At 62.5% G+C, this 16733-nt stretch carries 15 protein-coding genes; 8 read left to right on the top strand and 7 right to left on the bottom strand.

Annotated features, from left to right (window positions below; translation table 11 throughout):
- Positions 1 to 22 precede the first annotated feature (22 nt).
- The gene (locus AC1D35_RS09095; RefSeq protein ID WP_113308381.1) at positions 23 to 928 is read left to right on the top strand and encodes a LysR family transcriptional regulator; all 906 of its coding nucleotides are present in this window, start codon (positions 23 to 25) and stop codon (positions 926 to 928) included.
- Between the two features lie 198 nt (positions 929 to 1126).
- Positions 1127 to 2674, top strand: coding sequence for a methionine--tRNA ligase (locus AC1D35_RS09090; RefSeq protein WP_113308382.1), 1548 nt, complete (start codon positions 1127 to 1129; stop codon positions 2672 to 2674).
- 152 nt (positions 2675 to 2826) lie between these two features.
- Here the strand turns inward: AC1D35_RS09090 and AC1D35_RS09085 are convergent, their stop codons facing one another.
- Both AC1D35_RS09085 and AC1D35_RS09080 read right to left on the bottom strand, forming a co-directional pair.
- Complete coding sequence (locus AC1D35_RS09085) at positions 2827 to 3438, bottom strand: pyridoxamine 5'-phosphate oxidase family protein (protein ID WP_113308383.1); 612 nt, start codon at positions 3436 to 3438, stop codon at positions 2827 to 2829.
- Between the two features lie 48 nt (positions 3439 to 3486).
- Entirely contained in the window at positions 3487 to 4437 is a 951-nt protein-coding gene (locus AC1D35_RS09080) for an alpha/beta fold hydrolase (RefSeq protein ID WP_113308384.1), read from the bottom strand.
- 45 nt (positions 4438 to 4482) lie between these two features.
- Here AC1D35_RS09080 and AC1D35_RS09075 point away from each other — a divergent pair, with 45 nt between their 5' ends.
- Positions 4483 to 4950, top strand: coding sequence for a MarR family transcriptional regulator (locus AC1D35_RS09075; protein ID WP_113308385.1), 468 nt, complete (start codon positions 4483 to 4485; stop codon positions 4948 to 4950).
- Here the strand turns inward: AC1D35_RS09075 and AC1D35_RS09070 are convergent.
- Both AC1D35_RS09070 and AC1D35_RS09065 read right to left on the bottom strand, forming a co-directional pair.
- Positions 4947 to 6134, bottom strand: coding sequence for a low temperature requirement protein A (locus AC1D35_RS09070; RefSeq protein WP_113301438.1), 1188 nt, complete (start codon positions 6132 to 6134; stop codon positions 4947 to 4949). The two genes, AC1D35_RS09075 and AC1D35_RS09070, sit on opposite strands and share 4 nt — an antisense overlap.
- Positions 6135 to 6167: 33 nt before the next feature.
- Entirely contained in the window at positions 6168 to 6542 is a 375-nt protein-coding gene (locus AC1D35_RS09065) for a gamma-butyrobetaine hydroxylase family protein (RefSeq protein WP_113308386.1), read from the bottom strand.
- A 136-nt stretch (positions 6543 to 6678) separates the two neighbouring features.
- On the opposite strand from AC1D35_RS09065, the gene moaA reads away from it, so the two are divergent.
- Together moaA and AC1D35_RS09055 are read left to right on the top strand one after the other, a co-directional pair.
- Complete coding sequence (gene moaA, locus AC1D35_RS09060; RefSeq protein WP_113308387.1) at positions 6679 to 7725, top strand: GTP 3',8-cyclase MoaA; 1047 nt, start codon at positions 6679 to 6681, stop codon at positions 7723 to 7725.
- A 125-nt stretch (positions 7726 to 7850) separates the two neighbouring features.
- The gene (locus AC1D35_RS09055; protein ID WP_477855285.1) at positions 7851 to 8633 is read left to right on the top strand and encodes an SDR family NAD(P)-dependent oxidoreductase; all 783 of its coding nucleotides are present in this window, start codon (positions 7851 to 7853) and stop codon (positions 8631 to 8633) included.
- A gap of 166 nt (positions 8634 to 8799) precedes the next feature.
- Here AC1D35_RS09055 and AC1D35_RS09050 read toward each other — a convergent pair whose 3' ends face one another.
- Positions 8800 to 9006, bottom strand: a complete 207-nt coding sequence (locus tag AC1D35_RS09050) for a CsbD family protein (protein WP_113301435.1) — start codon at positions 9004 to 9006, stop codon at positions 8800 to 8802.
- 117 nt (positions 9007 to 9123) lie between these two features.
- Positions 9124 to 11679 carry a methyl-accepting chemotaxis protein gene (locus AC1D35_RS09045; protein WP_477938543.1) on the bottom strand — a complete coding sequence of 852 codons (2556 nt, stop codon included), beginning with the start codon at positions 11677 to 11679 and terminating at the stop codon, positions 9124 to 9126.
- A gap of 312 nt (positions 11680 to 11991) precedes the next feature.
- On the opposite strand from AC1D35_RS09045, the gene AC1D35_RS09040 reads away from it, so the two are divergent.
- The 3 genes from AC1D35_RS09040 to mobB are packed head-to-tail and all read left to right on the top strand — an operon-like array spanning position 11992 to position 14095.
- Positions 11992 to 12900, top strand: coding sequence for a DMT family transporter (locus AC1D35_RS09040; protein WP_113301434.1), 909 nt, complete (start codon positions 11992 to 11994; stop codon positions 12898 to 12900).
- A gap of 17 nt (positions 12901 to 12917) precedes the next feature.
- Complete coding sequence (mobA, locus tag AC1D35_RS09035) at positions 12918 to 13547, top strand: molybdenum cofactor guanylyltransferase MobA (protein ID WP_477855283.1); 630 nt, start codon at positions 12918 to 12920, stop codon at positions 13545 to 13547.
- 14 nt (positions 13548 to 13561) lie between these two features.
- The gene (gene mobB, locus AC1D35_RS09030; protein WP_477855282.1) at positions 13562 to 14095 is read left to right on the top strand and encodes a molybdopterin-guanine dinucleotide biosynthesis protein B; all 534 of its coding nucleotides are present in this window, start codon (positions 13562 to 13564) and stop codon (positions 14093 to 14095) included.
- A gap of 252 nt (positions 14096 to 14347) precedes the next feature.
- Here mobB and AC1D35_RS09025 read toward each other — a convergent pair whose 3' ends face one another.
- On the bottom strand, positions 14348 to 16582 hold the full coding sequence (locus AC1D35_RS09025) for an OmpA family protein (RefSeq protein ID WP_477938530.1): 2235 nt from the start codon (positions 16580 to 16582) through the stop codon (positions 14348 to 14350).
- Positions 16583 to 16733: the final 151 nt, after the last annotated feature.

The following is a 16733-nucleotide window of genomic DNA, read 5'->3' as shown; positions in this document are numbered from 1 at the left end:
GACTTATATCGGAGGTCAATAAATGCGGCGCGAGGATCTGGGCGATCTCATGGCGTTTCTGGCGGTTGCCGAGGAGCGGAGTTTTACCAAGGCGGCTGCGCGTCTGGGAACATCGCAGTCGTCGCTGAGCCTCATCATTCGCCGGCTGGAGGAACGGTTGGGCGTTCGCCTGTTGACCCGTACGACGCGCAGCCTCGCGCCGACGACGGCAGGCGAACAACTGCTGGCAACCCTCAGCCCGGCATTCGGCAGCATCGACGCACAACTGTCGGCGCTGAGCGAATACCGGGAAAAGCCTGCGGGAAGTTTCAGGATAACCGCGGGCGAACATGCGATCGACACGCTTCTGTGGCCGAAGCTGTCGAAATTCCTGGCCGATTATCCCGATATCAAGGTCGAGCTGATCGCAGATCTGGCTTTGACGGACATTGTTGCTGAGCGCTTCGACGCCGGCGTCCGGCTTGGCGACCAAGTGGAAAAAGACATGATCGCCGTTCGCATTGGGCCGCTGGCGCGAATGATCGTCGTGGGCGCTCCTCCATATCTGGCGGAAAGACCGGCGCCCGCCTCGCCGCAGGAGCTGACGGCGCATCGATGCATCAACATACGCCTGCCAACCTATGGCGGATTCTACCCCTGGGAGTTCGAACGCGGCGGACATGAGATGCGCGTCAGGGTCGACGGGCAGGTCGCGTTCAATGGCGTGCCGCAGATGATCAGGGCGGCACTCGATGGTTATGGCTTGGCCTTTGTCCACGAAGACGTCGTCAGGCAATATCTGGACAGCGGGCGTCTCGTGCAGGTGCTGGATGAATGGTCGCCACCCTTTCCCGGCTATCACCTCTACTACCCGTCAAGACGGCATCCCTCGCCCGCCTTCACGATGCTGGTTGAGGCATTGAAATTTCATCCTACGGAAAATGCCTGAGACCGCGCTTGTCTGATTTCGCGCCCGATGATACCACATCCTACATGGACAGAACCGTCATCAACACGTCAGTGATGATGCTGCGCTCATAGCGTGGCGGGTTTCGTGCGTCCAGAATGCACAACGACCGCCCTCGAGGCGGTCTTTTCATTTGACGATCCGTCTCGCGGGGCAACCAGCCCTCGAAAGGATCAACCGATGAACAAGACCTATATCACCACTTCGATCCCCTATGTGAACGCCGCCCCGCATGTGGGCTTTGCGCTCGAACTCGTGCAGGCCGATGCCTATGCCCGCCACTTCCGCCTGCTCGGCAAAAATGTCCGCTTTCAGGGCGGCACCGATGACAACAGCCTGAAGAACGTCCGCTCGGCGGAAGCTGCCGGCCTGCCCGTGGCGGATTTCGTCAATGTGAATGCCGACCGCTTCGAGCGGCTTGGGACGCGGCTCGATATCTCCAATGATGAGTTCGTGCGCACCTCGCGTGACCCGCGGCATGTCGCCTGCGTGCACGCCTTGTGGAATGCCTGTGCTGAGAATGGCGACCTCTATCGCAAGGCCTATGAAGGCCTCTATTGCGTCGGCTGCGAGCAATTCTACGAGGCCGCAGAACTCGTTGACGGCCGATGCCCAGAACATGGCGTCCCCCTCGAACTTGTCAGGGAGGAGAACTGGTTCTTCCGCCTGTCCCGCTATGGTGACCGGATCCTGCAGCTCATCGAGAGCGGCGAACTCACGATCGTTCCGGCGCACCGGTGCAACGAGGTGGTGGCCCTTCTGCGACGCGGCCTTCAGGATATCAGCATCTCACGCAGCACCGAGCGGGCGCGCGGCTGGGGTATTCCCGTCCCTGATGGAGATGAGGTGGTCTATGTCTGGTTCGACGCGCTCGCGAACTATCTGACGGGGCTCGGCTACGGCTCCGATCAGACACTCTTCAAGCGCTACTGGGCAGGTGACGGCCAGCGCATCCACATCGTCGGCAAGGGCATCTCGAAATTCCACGCTATCTACTGGCCGGCCATCCTGCTCTCGGCCGGCCTGCCGCCGCCGTCGTCGATATCGGTGCATGGCTATGTAACGGTCGATGGCAGGAAGATCGGCAAATCGGCAGGCAACGGTATCGATCCGGATAGCATTATCGATGCCTACGGCACGCCGGATGCACTGCGCTATTATCTGCTCCGGCATATACGCTCGGGCGACGATGGCGACTTCTCTGCCGACCGTCTGGAAGCCGCATGGACAGGAGAGCTAGGCGGCCAGCTCGGCAATCTCGCCAACCGGGTGCTGGCGCTTGTCTCGTCTGCTTTCGGCGGGGTCGTTCCGCCGCTGCAGGAGAGTGATTTCACGCAGGAGGCGGCGCGGCTTCCAGAGAAGGTGGCCGCGGCTTTCGATGCTTATGAGCTGCATGTCGGTCTTGCCGATATCTTCGCCTTTGTCAGTGAGGCGAACCGGCGCTTTGCCAAACGCGCACCATGGGCGGATGCGAAGGCGCTGCTTGGCGACCTCACGCCCGCTGAACGGCAGGTGACAGTCAATCGTCTCGGTGCATGCCTTGCCGAGCAGGTCTATGGGCTGGCGATCGTCGCACGCTGCCTCCTGCCCTTCCTGCCGCGTTCGGCTGGGGCGCTGCACGGAAGGCTGGGGATTCAGGTGCCTCGACTCTATGGGGAGGAGCTTGTCGTCGATGGTGTCAGAACAGCATCGGACGCCGTGCTCTTTCCGAGAAGAGTAGCGGCCTGACATAGTCTCCTGCATCTCTTCGACACGTCGGGCCTGTCCGAGAACATGGAGATGAGTGGCTGTCCGGCATGTCTTGTCAAAACCCCTCCCCCTTGTGGGGAGGGGTTTGTGGCGGGTCTTTTAGTCTATGTCACCCCGGTGACGCCCTCACCTCACCACATCGTCTTTGCAGCCCGCACCGGCCATTCGCGATCATAGGTCTCGTGGTCGAAATCACCCACCGCATCCTTCAGCATCTGGCCTGGCGTCGGCAGGTTCGCCGGGTCGACGAAATGCTCGGCGTTCCACAGCTCGGCGCGCATCACAGCACGGGCGCACTGGAAATAGACCTCGACGATGCTGATGACGACGACGGTGCGCGGATGCTTGCCGTCCATCTCGAAACTTTCAAGCAGCGCCTCGTCGTTGGAAACGACGCCGCGGCCGTTGATGCGCATCACCGTGTTGGAGCCCGGAATGAGGAACATCAGCGAAAGGCGCGGATCGCGCACGATGTTGGAGAGCGAATCGACACGGTTGTTGCCGCGCCAGTCGGGAAGATGCAGCGTCGTATCGTCGATGATGCGCACCACGCCGCCGAGATCGCCGCGTGGCGAGCAGTCGAGGCCATCAGGGCCGACGGTCGCAAGCGCCACGAAGGGCGAGATCTCGATCATTCCACGATAGAGCGGCGTCAGCACCTTCGTCACCTTGTCGACGGAGGCCTGCGACAGTCCCGCGCCATAGATTTCGTTGAGCTCGTCGATAGTGCTGATGATCTTCATCTGTGTCCCGCCATGGTGCCGGCCGCCTGCCCTGCGACCGGCCGGACGCTACACCGATGCGCGGCGCGCCGGAAGCTCAAAAATCGGAATGATCTCAGCAGGTTTCTTGATGTTTGCCTCCGCCAGAAACGCCGCCACCTCGCCAAGAACAGGGGCGGCCGACATGATGCGTCGGTGGCCGAAGCCGTTGGCCCAGGACAGGCGCACATGCCCGCCGGAAGCCGCATAACGCCGCGCATGGGCGGCACTGACTTCCTTGTCGTCCTCGGCGTGGATGACCAGTACCGGCTTGCCGATGCCTGCGGCAGTCTTTCCCGCGTCGAACTCCTCCAGTCTCCGGCCGGTGACGCGCTGCACGACATCCTCGAGTGCGGCCTGAGCCGCCGGCCTCAGCCGCAGCATCCGGCCGAAATCGGTAAACAGCCAGTGCATTTCGCTCGGCGAACCGATCAGCACCATGCGCTCGGCCGAAACGGCCTTTACATCAGGAAGCATGCGGGAGGCCGAAACCATCAGTGCCGCACCGCCGAAGGAATGGCCGATCACGGCATCGAAGCGACCGAAGCGGGCTTGCGCCGCCGCAATCGCCTTTACGGCCAGCCCCATATGCAGGAAGCGCCCGCCGGCGCGGCCGTGGCCCGGAAAGTCGAGCGCGATTACCTCCGCGCCGGTATCCGCCAGCATCGTCAGGAGATCTGCCATATAGGCCATGCCGGAGCCCCAGCCATGCGTGACGAGATAGCGCTTGCGCCGCCCGAGCGCCCCGCCGTTCAGCCTATAGGCATGAGCGCGCCTGCCATCGACGGGCAGCAGGAAGCGCTCAGCCCCGGCGAGCTTGGCAACACCCGCTGCATGCGCCGCCCTCGCCTTCTCGCCCTTCGGTCTGGCAGACGGCGTGCGGCAGAAGAGCCGGAAGGCGGCCTCGCCCGCCAGACGCGGCGAAACGGATTGCATGAGCGAAAATCCGAGGCGGGTGACCTCAAGCGCAAAGTTTGCCATGATGGGATTCCGATAATGTTCAACACTGAACAATAAAGTACAACGATGAACAAAAATCAATCCCTACCCTGGGATCATCCGCGTTTTCGCAGCTGGATCGCGGTGGCTCGCGCCTGCCAGCTCATGCAACAATCCCTGGCGCGCTCGTTATCGGATCTCGATATCAAGCCGCCGCATCTCGATATTCTCGTCAATCTCTACCGCTTCGAAGGCATTTCGCAGCAGGAGCTGGCCCGCAAACTGCTGGTCGGCCGCTCGAACATGAGCATGCTGCTGCCGCAGATGGAAAAGCGCGGCCTGATCGTGCGCCGCGACGACGAGCGCGACAAACGCGTGCTGCGCCTGCACCTGACATCAGAGGGCCGCAAGCTGACCGAGGAGGCCATGGCCATCCAGACCGGCCTCATCGAGCGCACGCTCTCGGCCGAGCCGATCGAGCAATGCATGGCAACCGCCGATTCGATGGAGCGCATCATCGGTGTGCTGCTGCAGGATTTGAGAGACGAGGGTTAGTGGAGCACCGGCCCCGCCGGCCCGCGCGTCAGCGATTTGTATTCCCAGGCTGCAACGATGATCAGCACCAGTGCCGCCAGAATGCCCATCACATAGACCTGCATGAAGGGCGCGAAGAATGTGCAGAGGATGAGGATCACGATGCCGGCGAGATGGGAGAGCGGCAGGCGGCCGCTGGTCGCACCCTTGAACCAGAGATTGCCGATCAGGAAGAGGCCGGAGCCGCCGAGAACGGAGGCGGCGACGGCGAGATTGCCCGCCTCGTGCGGATGCTCGAACATCCATTCGACCGCCACGGCATGCACGATGATACCGGCAAGGATCGGGATATGGGCATAGGTGAAGGCCAGTCGTGCAAGGCTCCCCGGCGTATCGGCATGCTCGATGCGATGCGCCGCCCGCTCATGGCCGAAGCGGAAATAGAGCCACCACATGGCGACCGTGCCGATAAAGCCGATCAGGAAGACCACGCCGGTCATGGCCGAGAATTCCATTTCGGAGAAAGTGCGGCCGGAAACGAGGATCGCCTCGCCAAGGCAGATGATGATGAAGAGCGCGCATCGCTCCGCCATATGCGCGCCGGAAACGTCCCACTCTTCCGTTTTGGATTTGCCGAGGCCCGGCACCGCAAAGCCGAGCGCCGGCCCGGAATATTCGATCAGGAGCGCGATTACCCAGCAGACCAGCCGTGCTTCATGCTCCAGCAGACCGCCTGATATCCAGAATATGCCGGCAACGGCAAAATAGGTGGTGATGCGCACGAAATTGATCGTCGCCGAACGGCCGGAAGCCCGCATCGCATAGGTGGTGAAGGCCGAGCGGCCGACCTGCATCAGCACATAGGCGCAGGCAAACAGCAGGCCCTTTTCGCCGAAGGCATCGGGAATGGAGGCCGACAGCACGAGGCCGAGCAGCATCAGCACGATCAGCATTGATCGTACCGGCATGCGCTCCGGATCGAGCCAGTTCGTCGCCCAGGCGGTGAAGATCCACACCCACCAGACGGCAAACATCATCAATGCGGCTTCGGCGGCACCCAGCAGCGTGTAATGCGCAAAGAGGGCATGTGACAGCTGCGAGATGGAAAAGACGAAAACGAGATCGAAGAAGAGTTCCAGGAATGTGACCCTGCTGCCGGTATGCCCGTGGGCTCGCAGCCAGCTCTTATTATGTGTTTCCGTCATGTGCCCCCTCGTCTGCCCCTCAGTTTATTGCGATCAGCGCGGCTTTTCCGCCACGTCGCGGCTCATTCCCTTTTCCGCAAGCTCTTCCTCATAGGCCGAGAAGAGTTCGAAGCCGCGCTCGCCGAGTTCGCGCAGATAGGTCCATGTGTAGATGCCGGTGTCATGCATGTCGTCGAAGCCGATGCGCACGGCATAATTGCCTGTCGGGATAACGGAGACGATGGCGACGTTGCGCTTTCCAGGCACCGTTACCTTCTGCCCCGGCCCGTGCCCCTGCACTTCGGCAGACGGCGACTGCACGCGCAGCAGCTCGGCCGAGAGATCGAAGCTCTGCCCGTCATTGAAGCTGACCACCAGCCTCTGGCGGTCTTTCGAGACCCTGATTTCGCTAGGCCAGATATCGCTCATCACTATGTCCTCTTCTTCTGCGAGGAGTAGGCGCTGATCTTTTTCAGCGCAAGCTCAAATTGGCCTGCCCCCGAGGCCTGTTTCCCTTGACGCCACAATAGCATATGCCCACATTGAGGAGAGCACGGAGATTGATGTGAACACCAGAGTCGGAACGATAGGCAATGCTGCGCCGCTGGTTGCGGATGCATCACCGATGATCGACCCCTTCGGGCGGGCGGTCACCTATCTTCGCGTCTCCGTCACCGACCGCTGCGATTTCCGCTGCACCTATTGCATGGCGGAAAACATGACCTTCCTGCCGAAGAAGGATCTGCTGACGCTGGAAGAGCTCGACCGGCTCTGTTCCGCCTTCATCGCCAAGGGCGTGCGCAAGATAAGGCTCACCGGCGGCGAACCGCTCGTGCGCAAGAACATCATGCACCTGGTGCGCCAGCTTGGCCGCCGGATCGGCTCGGGCCTCGATGAACTGACTGTTACCACCAACGGTTCGCAGCTCGCCCGTCACGCCGAGGAGCTGTATGACTGCGGCGTGCGCCGCATCAACGTTTCGCTCGACACGCTCGATCCGGAAAAATTCCGCAGGATCACTCGCTGGGGCGATTTCGCCAAGGTCATTGACGGCATCGATGCCGCCCAGAAAGCCGGCCTGAAGATCAAGCTCAATGCCGTGGCGCTGAAGGATTTCAACGAGGTGGAAATGCCCGACATGCTGCGCTTCGCGCATGGCCGCGGCATGGATCTCACCGTCATCGAAACCATGCCGATGGGCGAGATCGAAGAGGATCGTACCGACCAGTACCTGCCGCTCTCCAAGCTGCGGGCCGATCTGGAACGGCAGTTCTCCTTCACCGATATCGACTACCAGACCGGCGGCCCTGCCCGCTATGTCAAGGTCGCAGAGACCGGCGGCCGCCTCGGCTTCATCACCCCGCTCACCCATAATTTCTGCGAGAGCTGCAACCGCGTGCGCCTCACCTGCACCGGCACACTCTACATGTGCCTCGGCCAGAACGATGCCGCCGACCTGCGCGCAGCACTGCGAGGCACCGAAGACAACGGCTTGCTCCACGCCGCAATCGACGAGGCCATCACCCGCAAGCCCAAGGGCCACGATTTCATCATCGACCGCACCCACAAGCGGCCGGCTGTCGCCCGGCATATGAGTGTTACCGGCGGGTAAGTGACGGTCCCGCAGAGCGGCAGCAATCGATCCAGTGATCGATTGCAGTCACGAATGCCCCGAGCAACGCGAAGGACCGGCAAGGCGCTGTCCCATGTGATAACTGCGTGAACAGGAGCCGTCGAATGCCCGCTGATCTCCCACCGAAACGCTACCCGGAAATGCAGGGCAAGATCACCCTCGTCACAGGCGGATCGTCAGGCATCGGCCTTGCCACCGCGCAGGGCTTTGCGCGTGAGGGCGCAACGGTCGTCATCGCCAGCCGCAACGAGAAGCGCGCAAAACAGGCGCTTGCCAGCCTGCCGGCTGACCGCGCCAGCTGGATCGAATGCGACGTGGCTGACGGCAAGGCCGTAGAACGGCTGATCTCCGGTATCTTCAAGCAACATGGGCGGATTGACTACGCCTTCAATAATGGCGGCAGCGGCGGGCGTGGCGCACCAGTCGGAAACCTCGGTGAAGATGCCTGGCGCAAGACCATCGACGGTTACCTGACATCGGTGTTCCTCTGCATGCGCCATCAGATCCCGGCCATGCAGAAGAACGGTCGCGGCGTCATCGTCAACAATTCATCCGTCGACGGCCTGCGCGGCTATCCCTTTCCGGGCGGCGCGGCCTATGCAGCCGCAAAACACGGCGTTATCGGGCTGACGAAAAGTGCGGCACTCGAATATGCGCGCGAAGGCATCCGCATTACCGCGATCTGTCCCGGCTGGGTCAATACGCCCGCGGTCGAGAGCCATATGAAGAAGAGTCCCGAGATCGCCGAGGCCATCATCGCCCAGACGCCGATCGGCAGGATCGCCACGCCGCACGAGATTGCCGAAGGTGTGCTCTGGCTTTGCTCGGACGCCTCATCGTTCATGCAGGGCAGCCCGCTGGTGCTGGATGGCGGCTATATGAGCTGAAGCTACCGCGAACCCTGGACCCCTTCTGTAACGCAAAGCCCCATATGGGATTTGGCGCGGGTCCTCAGCATCGCGAGGACAACGCTGGGCTAGGCTTCAAAAAAAGCCCCGCAAAAGCGGGGCCAAGTCTTTCTGATGTGGAATTACTACTGACGTTAGATTGTTATCAGTGCCAGGACTGGCCGTTGTACCAGGTGTCCACATCGCTGCGGATGCGATCCTTTTCATAGCCGTAGCGTTCCTGGAGCTTGCCTTCGAGCTGCTCCCGTCGACCATTAATCTGGTCGAGGTCGTCGTCAGTGAGTTTGCCCCACTGTTCCCTGACCTTGCCCTTCATCTGCTTCCAGTTGCCTTCAACACGGTTCCAATCCATTCCAAAATCTCCTTTGTTGGACATGGTTGGAAAACGACCGGATCGCCAAATTGTTCAAAAGAAAAAACCCGCGGTCCGAAGACCGCGGGCTCTTCGACATCATCCTGATGGGCTAGCTCAAGCAGCCCGGCCGCCCCAGCGGCCGTCCGCGCGCTGATAGCCACGCACCTCGTCCTCGCCGCCGGTGCGGAAGCGGTTGACCTTGTCGGAGAGCATGTCGACGCGCTGGCGCAGGCCCTGGATTTCGGCGTTGTTTTCTTCCACCATCGCCGCATTCTGCTGAGTGATGAGCTCGACGTCATGCACCGCCTTGCTGACCTCGTGGATGCCGGTCGACTGTTCGCCGGTTGCCRCTGAAATCTCGGCAACGAGGCGCTGTACGCCACCGACATGACTGATGATTTCGGCGAGCGCCCGGCCGGTTTCCTCGACCAGCTGCACGCCGCTCTGCACCTGGCCGGAACTTGCCGAGATCAGTTCCTTGATCTCGCGGGCCGCCTTGGCGCAGCGCTGGGCCAGTTCGCGTACTTCCTGCGCAACGACCGCAAAGCCGCGGCCCGCCTCACCTGCACGCGCGGCTTCCACGCCGGCATTCAGCGCCAGGAGGTTGGTCTGGAAGGCGATCTCGTCGATCACGCCGATTATCGTGGCGATCTTGTCGGACGAGCGGTTGATTTCGCCCATGGCATCGACAGCCTTGGCGACGACTTCGCCGGAGCGGGTCGCGAAAACCTGCGTCTCGTTGACGGAATGCGCCGTCTGCTTGGCGCGGTCGGCGGTGGAGCGCACGACGTCGCTGAGGTGACGCAGCGCTCGTGAGCTTTCTTCAAGTGCGGCCGCCTGCTGTTCGGTGCGGCGGGCAAGATCGTCGGCGGAAGATGCAAGGTTGCCCGTGCCACCCTTGATCTCGACAGTCGCGCCGCGCACATCCGACAGCGTCTGGCGCAGCGCCTCGACGGCGTGATTATAAGTATCGGCCATCTCGACGAAATCGTCGGCGAGATCGCTGCGCATGCCCGCTTCCAGATTGCCCTCGGCGAGCTGCTGCAGCACGTCGGAGAGCGCATTCAGCGCCTGCTTCTGCTCGGCCTCGATACGGGCGCGCTCGGCGGCGCGGCGGTTCGTTTCATCGGCCGACAGCGCCCGCGCACTTTCGGCCTCCTTTTCGAGGCGGACATTTTCAACCGCCGCATCCCGGAAGACGGCGACCGAGCGCACCATGTCGCCGATTTCGTCGCCGCGGCTGCGGCCTTCGATGGCGACTTCGAGATCGCCATTGGCAAGCCGTGTCATCACATCCGAGACGCGCTTCAGCGGGCCGCGCAGCGTCTCGACCAGCATCAACCCGCCGACGATGGCAAGCAGCGTGCCGAGGATCATCGCAAAGACGGAGACGTTGGCCGAACGCTCGCTGTCTTCCTTGCCGAGTTCCTGCGCCTGGCTTACGAACTGGCGAAGCGAGGCCATGGCGCCGGAGAGGATTTCGGAGGATTGCTGGCGGGCCGCCTTCCAGTCCGCAGCCGCCTTCAGCATGTCGGCCGAACCTGATGTCAGCGAAGCGGCAGCCGAGGCGACCTCGTCCGAGAGGGCCTTCATGACCGCATCGTTGGCGCCGAGTGCTGAAATCTTCGCCGCGGTTTCGGTCAGCGCCTTGAGATCGGCGAGAACGACCTCACGCGACGCGACAACACGTGCGCTCAGCATCTGGCTGACATGCACCTGCAGGCGGTCGGTGATCTCGCGCACCTGATCGACCGAGGTCAGCAACTCGCGCTGTTCGGCAATGCTCTTGTCGAGGCTGACGAAGCGGGCAGATGCCGTATCGCTGTTCTTGGCCGCCTGCAGCGTCATCTGCCCTTCGGTGTTGACGAAACCCGTCAGGATCGGCGCCATGCCGGAAGCCTTTTCATCCGGCGTGCCGGTACCGTTCAACAGAGCATCGAGCTTGCCGGCTGTCTCGGAGACCTGCCCGATCAGCGGCTGGCCGTCCTTGGACACCATGCTCTTGGCGACATCGAGTTGCGCAAGGATCTTTGCAATGTGTTGCTGGGCTGCCTCGATCTGCTCCTCCGGCGTGAACCCCATCTGGATATCGACGCGCATCGCGCCCATGATGTCGGTCAGCGATTTGAAGGCGGCGGTATCGTAAAGCAGTGCCTTGGCGAAGACTTCCTTGTCGGTGAAATCCTTGCGAACCAGATCCGTCTGGCCGCCGGCCTCCTCAGCCGCAACAGAGATCGCCTGCACCGTCTTGTTCATAGCCTCAACGCTTGCATCTTCGCGCTGGCGCACTCCCCACAGCACCTCCTGCTGCTTGCGCATGGCGGCGGCAAGGCCTCTGACTTCGGTGAGCTGGCTGTGCTGGTCGTCGGTCTTCAGCAGGCCGTTGAGGCGCACCACGCCGCTCTCCTGCGCATCGATCGCCTTGCCGAAATCCGCCTTGCTCGCATCCGACGGGTCGGACACGAATTCCTGCAGCGCTGCCTGCAGGTTCTCGAAATCGGAGATGTTCTCGATCGTCGCCCGCGTCACCGTCATGTGGCCGTTCAGGATATTGGCCGTGTGGTAACCGAGGATGCCGACGCCGGCGATCAGAACGACGAGCGGAATGACGAACAGCAGGACCTTGGTGACGATACGACGGCTTTGCAGAAGTCGGTCGATGAAGTGCATGGGAAGCGGCGCCTTGAAACTGATGGAACCGTCCATTCCGCAATCATTCCGGATGGTTCGGCGGCATCCTCCATCATGGAGAGTGGTCGCATCTTTGGCTGAATCGGTTGATACAACCTTAATCCGCAACCGGAAGATTTGGGAATTATCCTTATATTTCTAATATTTGCCGCAGGTGCACAAGGATTTGCTTTTCCTTACGGCAGGTTGTGCCGCACTGCAGCAACGAATTATCCGAGGTGTGGCATTCCTCCGATTCCCTTGTCGTCCGTTCCCTTCTAAAAGGGCTTGTAAGGTAAGGGATTCTCCAGCATGCCGCGATCACGCAATACCGAAGGCGCCATCTATATGAGCATGGCGATGGCGGGCTTTTCCGCAAGCGACGCACTCTCCAAATCGGTCATTTCCTATATGAATGCCGGGGAGATCATGTTTCTGCGCGGCCTCTTCACCAGTATCCTCGTCTATCTGATCGCCTGGAAGTTCGGCGCATTGCGGCCCTGGCGGGTCATGGTCAAACCCATCATCGCACTGCGTATCGCCTGCGAGATCATTGCAGCCGTCACCTATATCACCGCGCTCGGCATGATGCCGATCGCCAATGCTTCGGCGATCCTCCAGTCCCTGCCACTGGTCGTCACCTTCGGCGCGGCACTCTTCTTCAAGGAGCCTGTCGGCTGGCGTCGCTGGATGGCAATCCTCGTCGGCCTCATCGGCGTCATGATCATCATTCGCCCCGGCCCCGAGGGCTTTACCGCCGCCGCCCTTCTCTGCGTCGGCAGCGTCGCCTCCACTGCCGGCCGCGATCTCGCTACCCGCAGCATCAGCAAGGACATTCCCTCGCTGATGATCACGACCGTGACGGCGATCTCTGTCGCGATCTTCGGCGCGCTGATGATCCCCTTCCTCGGCGGCTGGGAGCCGGTCAGCGTCACCTCGCTCACGCATCTGTTGCTCGCCTCCGTGCTTGTTCTCGTCGGCTACCAGTCGGTCATCGTCGCCATGCGCACCGGCGAAATCTCCTTCGTCGCGCCCTTCCGCTATACGAGCCTGATCTTCTCCTCGCTGCTCGGCTTCTTCTTCTTTGCAGAAGTGCCTGACTTCTGGACGCTCGTGGGTGCCGCCATCGTTATCGCGTCTGGCCTCTATACGTTCTATCGTGAAGCCAAGCGCCATGTGCCGCCGGTCGCGCAGGAATCAGCGCCCCGCTCGCCCGTGTGATAGTCCGAGGGATCGCCATGACTGACTTCGTGCTCGACCAATCGACCATTCCGGGCGTCGTCCTGGCCGGCGGGCGCTCGTCGCGCATGGGCCGCGACAAGGCGGGCGTCACACTGGGCGGCCGCAGCCTGCTCGACCACGTGCTGTCCCGCCTTTCACCACAGATCACGCAGATCGCCATCAATGCCGATAAAGTCGGCGGCCACGACCTGCCGGTCGTTTCCGACCGCATTCCCGGCAAGGCGGGTCCGATGGCAGGCATCCATGCGGCGATGGTCTATGGCGCGGGCCTGCCCGCCACCCATGTCGTCACCGTCTCGGTCGACTGCCCCTTCTTTCCCACTGATCTCGTTAGCCGGCTAGTGACCGCGCTCGACCACCCGGATCGTATCGCCATTGCCGCCTCGCAAGGCCGCAGCCATCCGGTCTTCGGCCTGTGGCCAACCGCATTGGCGGCCGATCTCGCAACATGGGTGAAGACCGACGACAAGCGCCGCGTGCGAGACTTCCTCCTGCGTCATGACGTTACGGAAGTGCCCTTCCCGCTGCATCCGACCCGCGCCAGCGTCCTCGACCCCTTCTTTAACATCAACACGCCTGATGATTTAATGGAGGCCGAACGCTGGCTGGAGGCACTTCGCGCATGACAAAAGATGCGGGGATGACACAGAAGATCTTCGGCATCGCCGGCTGGAAGAATTCCGGCAAGACAGGCCTTGCGGTTCGCCTCGTCGAGGAATTCACCCGCCGTGGCTATCGCATCTCCACCATCAAGCACGCCCACCACGATTTCGACATCGACAAGGTCGGCGCCGACAGCTACCGCCACCGCCAGGCCGGCGCGCATGAGGTGACGATCGTCTCGGGCACCCGCTACGCGATCATGCACGAGTTGCGCGGTGCGGCAGAGCCGACATTCGAGGAGATATTGGCGCGGCTGGCGCCCTGCGATCTCGTGCTGATCGAGGGCTACAAGCGCGAGCCGATCCCGAAGATCGAGGCACGGCGGCTGGCGGCGGCGAGACGCGATCCTCTGGCGCCGGAGGATCCGCATATCGTGGCGATTGCGGCGGATCATGAGGTGGAGGATGCTGCAGGGCTCGCGGTGTTTGATTTGGATGATACAGCCGCGATCGCGGATTTTGTTGCACAGACGGTTGGGCTTGCTCCCCCTTCGCCCCAGCGGGGGTCCTGAGGACGGGTCAAGACCCGCGGCTCGACCCCGGCTGATGTCCGATAGGACAGATGAGGCGGTGAGCGACGCCAGGAGCGAACGTCTGAGCGGAAGCGAAGACGGCACATGTTCTACTGTGCGGCCCCTTATCCGACCCTTCGGGCCACATTCTCCCCGCTGAGGAGAAGCGGAAGACGCGCCGCGCCGTCGAATCCACAAAACAAAAGGGCGAGGTCTCGCGACCCCGCCCTCCTCAATCACACCGGTAACCAATTACCTCTGCGCCACCGGCCGCACCAGAGGTGTGACACGCCTGATGGTCACGCGTCGGTTCTCCTGGTTCGGTCCGACCGTATTCACCTTCAGATAGCGCTCGCCATAGCCCTGCGTCGCAAGGTTTTCCGGCGGAATGCCGTAGACGTCCGTCAGCACGTTGGCGACCGATTCAGCGCGTTGGTCGGAGAGGATCAGGTTGCTCTGGTCAGAACCCACCGCATCCGTGTGGCCTTCGATCAGGAAGGTCTCGCTCTTGTTCTTGTCGAGCACTTCGTTGATCGCGTCGGCCACCTTGCGCAGCGTGCGGGCCTGGGTCATCGGGATTTCCGCACTGCCCGTCGCAAAGGTCACCGTGTCCAGGTCGATGCGGCGCACCTTGTCGCGGATACGGGCGGAATATTTCACCTCGTTCAGCGAATAGACGCGTTCGACCGGCTCGACGGGCGGTTCGCTCAGGAACTCGTAATAGTCACGGTCCGGATCGGTGCTGGTGTCGATGATATAGTCGTTCAGCGGCACGCGCAGGCGCATCGGCGGCAGGTCGGCACCCGGATCCTCGAAATAGTCGCGATCCGGATCCTCGTAGAGCTCAGGTGAATAATAGAGCACCTCTTCCCGGCCGCGGGCATCGACGCGCGAGCGCTGGATGATGTCGCCATAGCGGTTGCGGAGCGTCACGATGCGATAGCCCTCGGGCCGCATGATCGTTTCGCGGTAACGATCGCCCGAAAGCTCTTCATAGCTTGGCCGTTCGCCGTCGCGCAGGAAGCGGCGGTCGTCATCGCTGCGTACCACGGTGCGGTTGCCGAACTGGATGATGACGCGGCTGTCGTCCGCGCGCTCGCCATAACGCGCGCCATCCGGCTGGGCGAACTGAGGACGGCGGTCGATGCGCCGGCCTTCTTCACGCGTGATGGCCTCGATCTGCACCGGCGCACGCTGTTGGGTGGCGCTGAGTGACTGCGCCTCGGCATCCGAGGTTGGCAGCTTGAAATCCCGGCTGTCGGCGCGCTGGCGATCGCGATCGCGACGGCCCTGCCTGCCCTGGCTGCGATCGGCATCCTTGTCGCTGTCGAGAACGGCGGCACCATTTTCGACCGGCAGGACGATGGTCTCGTTGCTCTTGGCAGGATCCTTAGCGATCTCCTTGCGGCGGTCCAGCTCCTGCGGCGTGACCTTTTCGGGTGCAGGGATCGCCTGTTCGGCCGGCTGCGGCGCGGCTGCTGCCGGCGGTTCGCCCGGCTGGGGTGCGTTGACCGCGGGCTGTTCGGGCTGCTGGCCTGCGGCAGGTTGCTCGGCCTGTTGACCATCGGCGGGCGCTGCGCCGGCGGCAGGCTTTTCAGCGGTCGCCGGCTTCTCCGCCGGAACAGGTTTTTCGGCGGCAGGCTTCTCGCCTGCGGGCTGTTCAGCCGCTGCGGGCTTCTCGGCCGGCATAGGCGCTTCGCCTGCTGGTGCCGCCTGCTGCTCGGTGGCCGCGGGCTTCTTGCCGCCGGCGGCCGGACGCTTGCCGCCCTGCTGCGGCTCGGCAGGCTGTTGCGTGGTCTGCTCTGCCGGTTGTTCGGTGGTTTCAGGCTTCTGGCGCTGCGGGCGCTGGCGCGGCTTTTCGGCGGGCTGGGTAGCCTCGCCGGCGGCCGGAGCCTGTTCGGCCGGCTGTTGGGCCTCCGGTGCGGCCTGTTCGCTGTTCCGCTTGTTGCGGTCGCGCGGCCGCTGACGTGCTGGCTGTTCGGCCTGGGGCTGCTCTGCTTGAGGTTGTTCGGCCGGCTGTTCCGGCTGTGCCTGCTTCTGGCGGCGCGGACGCTGCGGTTCCTCGGTGGCGGGCGCCTGTTGATCGGGGGCTGCCTGTTCCGGCTGGGCTTCGCGCTGGCGCTGGCGCGGACGGGCGGGTTCTTCAGCGGCCGGCGCCTGGGCCTCTGGTGCCGCCTGCGGTTCGGGCTCGCGTTGACGCTTCGGCTTCTGCTCCGGAGCGCTCTCGGCGGGTGCTTCGCTCTGCTGCGGCTTTTCGGCAGGCGCCTCCTGCTGCTGTTGCTGCTCCAGTTCCTGCTTCTTCTTTTTCAGAAGTTCCTCTTCCGAAGGCGCATCCTGCGCCACCTCGTAGCTTCCTTCGACAACGGGGCGAACTGCGCCCTGCGGCACGCTGCTCACTGCGGCGTAAGCGCCCACCGGCGGCACCGCAAAGGCAAGGGAAAGCAGCGGAAAGGCCGCACTGGCAAACAGTCTGGATTTCATGCCCATCAGGGGTTTCCTCGTCCTTGTTTTGACTTCGACCGGGGCTCACTGCCCCGCAATCAAGGCATTTTAAGCATCGGCCGAATCCGAAAGCGCCAAAATGTCGATTTGTTCCGGAAGCTAGGTAGGGGAGGATTAACCCTAGCTGAACATTGCA

The organism is Rhizobium sp. P1_E6, assembly GCF_056405875.1.
This window is presented reverse-complemented; position numbering and strand designations above follow the sequence as displayed.

What these genes read in the sequence shown, in the direction of transcription:
- AC1D35_RS09095 (WP_113308381.1), top strand. Translation starts at nt 23, where the DNA reads ATGCGGCGCGAGGATCTGGGCGATCTCATGGCGTTTCTGGCGGTTGCC.
- AC1D35_RS09090 (WP_113308382.1), top strand. Translation starts at nt 1,127, where the DNA reads ATGAACAAGACCTATATCACCACTTCGATCCCCTATGTGAACGCCGCC.
- AC1D35_RS09085 (WP_113308383.1), bottom strand. Translation starts at nt 3,438, where the DNA reads ATGAAGATCATCAGCACTATCGACGAGCTCAACGAAATCTATGGCGCG.
- AC1D35_RS09080 (WP_113308384.1), bottom strand. Translation starts at nt 4,437, where the DNA reads ATGGCAAACTTTGCGCTTGAGGTCACCCGCCTCGGATTTTCGCTCATG.
- AC1D35_RS09075 (WP_113308385.1), top strand. Translation starts at nt 4,483, where the DNA reads ATGAACAAAAATCAATCCCTACCCTGGGATCATCCGCGTTTTCGCAGC.
- AC1D35_RS09070 (WP_113301438.1), bottom strand. Translation starts at nt 6,134, where the DNA reads ATGACGGAAACACATAATAAGAGCTGGCTGCGAGCCCACGGGCATACC.
- AC1D35_RS09065 (WP_113308386.1), bottom strand. Translation starts at nt 6,542, where the DNA reads ATGAGCGATATCTGGCCTAGCGAAATCAGGGTCTCGAAAGACCGCCAG.
- AC1D35_RS09055 (WP_477855285.1), top strand. Translation starts at nt 7,851, where the DNA reads ATGCCCGCTGATCTCCCACCGAAACGCTACCCGGAAATGCAGGGCAAG.
- AC1D35_RS09050 (WP_113301435.1), bottom strand. Translation starts at nt 9,006, where the DNA reads ATGGATTGGAACCGTGTTGAAGGCAACTGGAAGCAGATGAAGGGCAAG.
- AC1D35_RS09040 (WP_113301434.1), top strand. Translation starts at nt 11,992, where the DNA reads ATGCCGCGATCACGCAATACCGAAGGCGCCATCTATATGAGCATGGCG.
- mobA (WP_477855283.1), top strand. Translation starts at nt 12,918, where the DNA reads ATGACTGACTTCGTGCTCGACCAATCGACCATTCCGGGCGTCGTCCTG.
- mobB (WP_477855282.1), top strand. Translation starts at nt 13,562, where the DNA reads ATGACACAGAAGATCTTCGGCATCGCCGGCTGGAAGAATTCCGGCAAG.
- AC1D35_RS09025 (WP_477938530.1), bottom strand. Translation starts at nt 16,582, where the DNA reads ATGGGCATGAAATCCAGACTGTTTGCCAGTGCGGCCTTTCCGCTGCTT.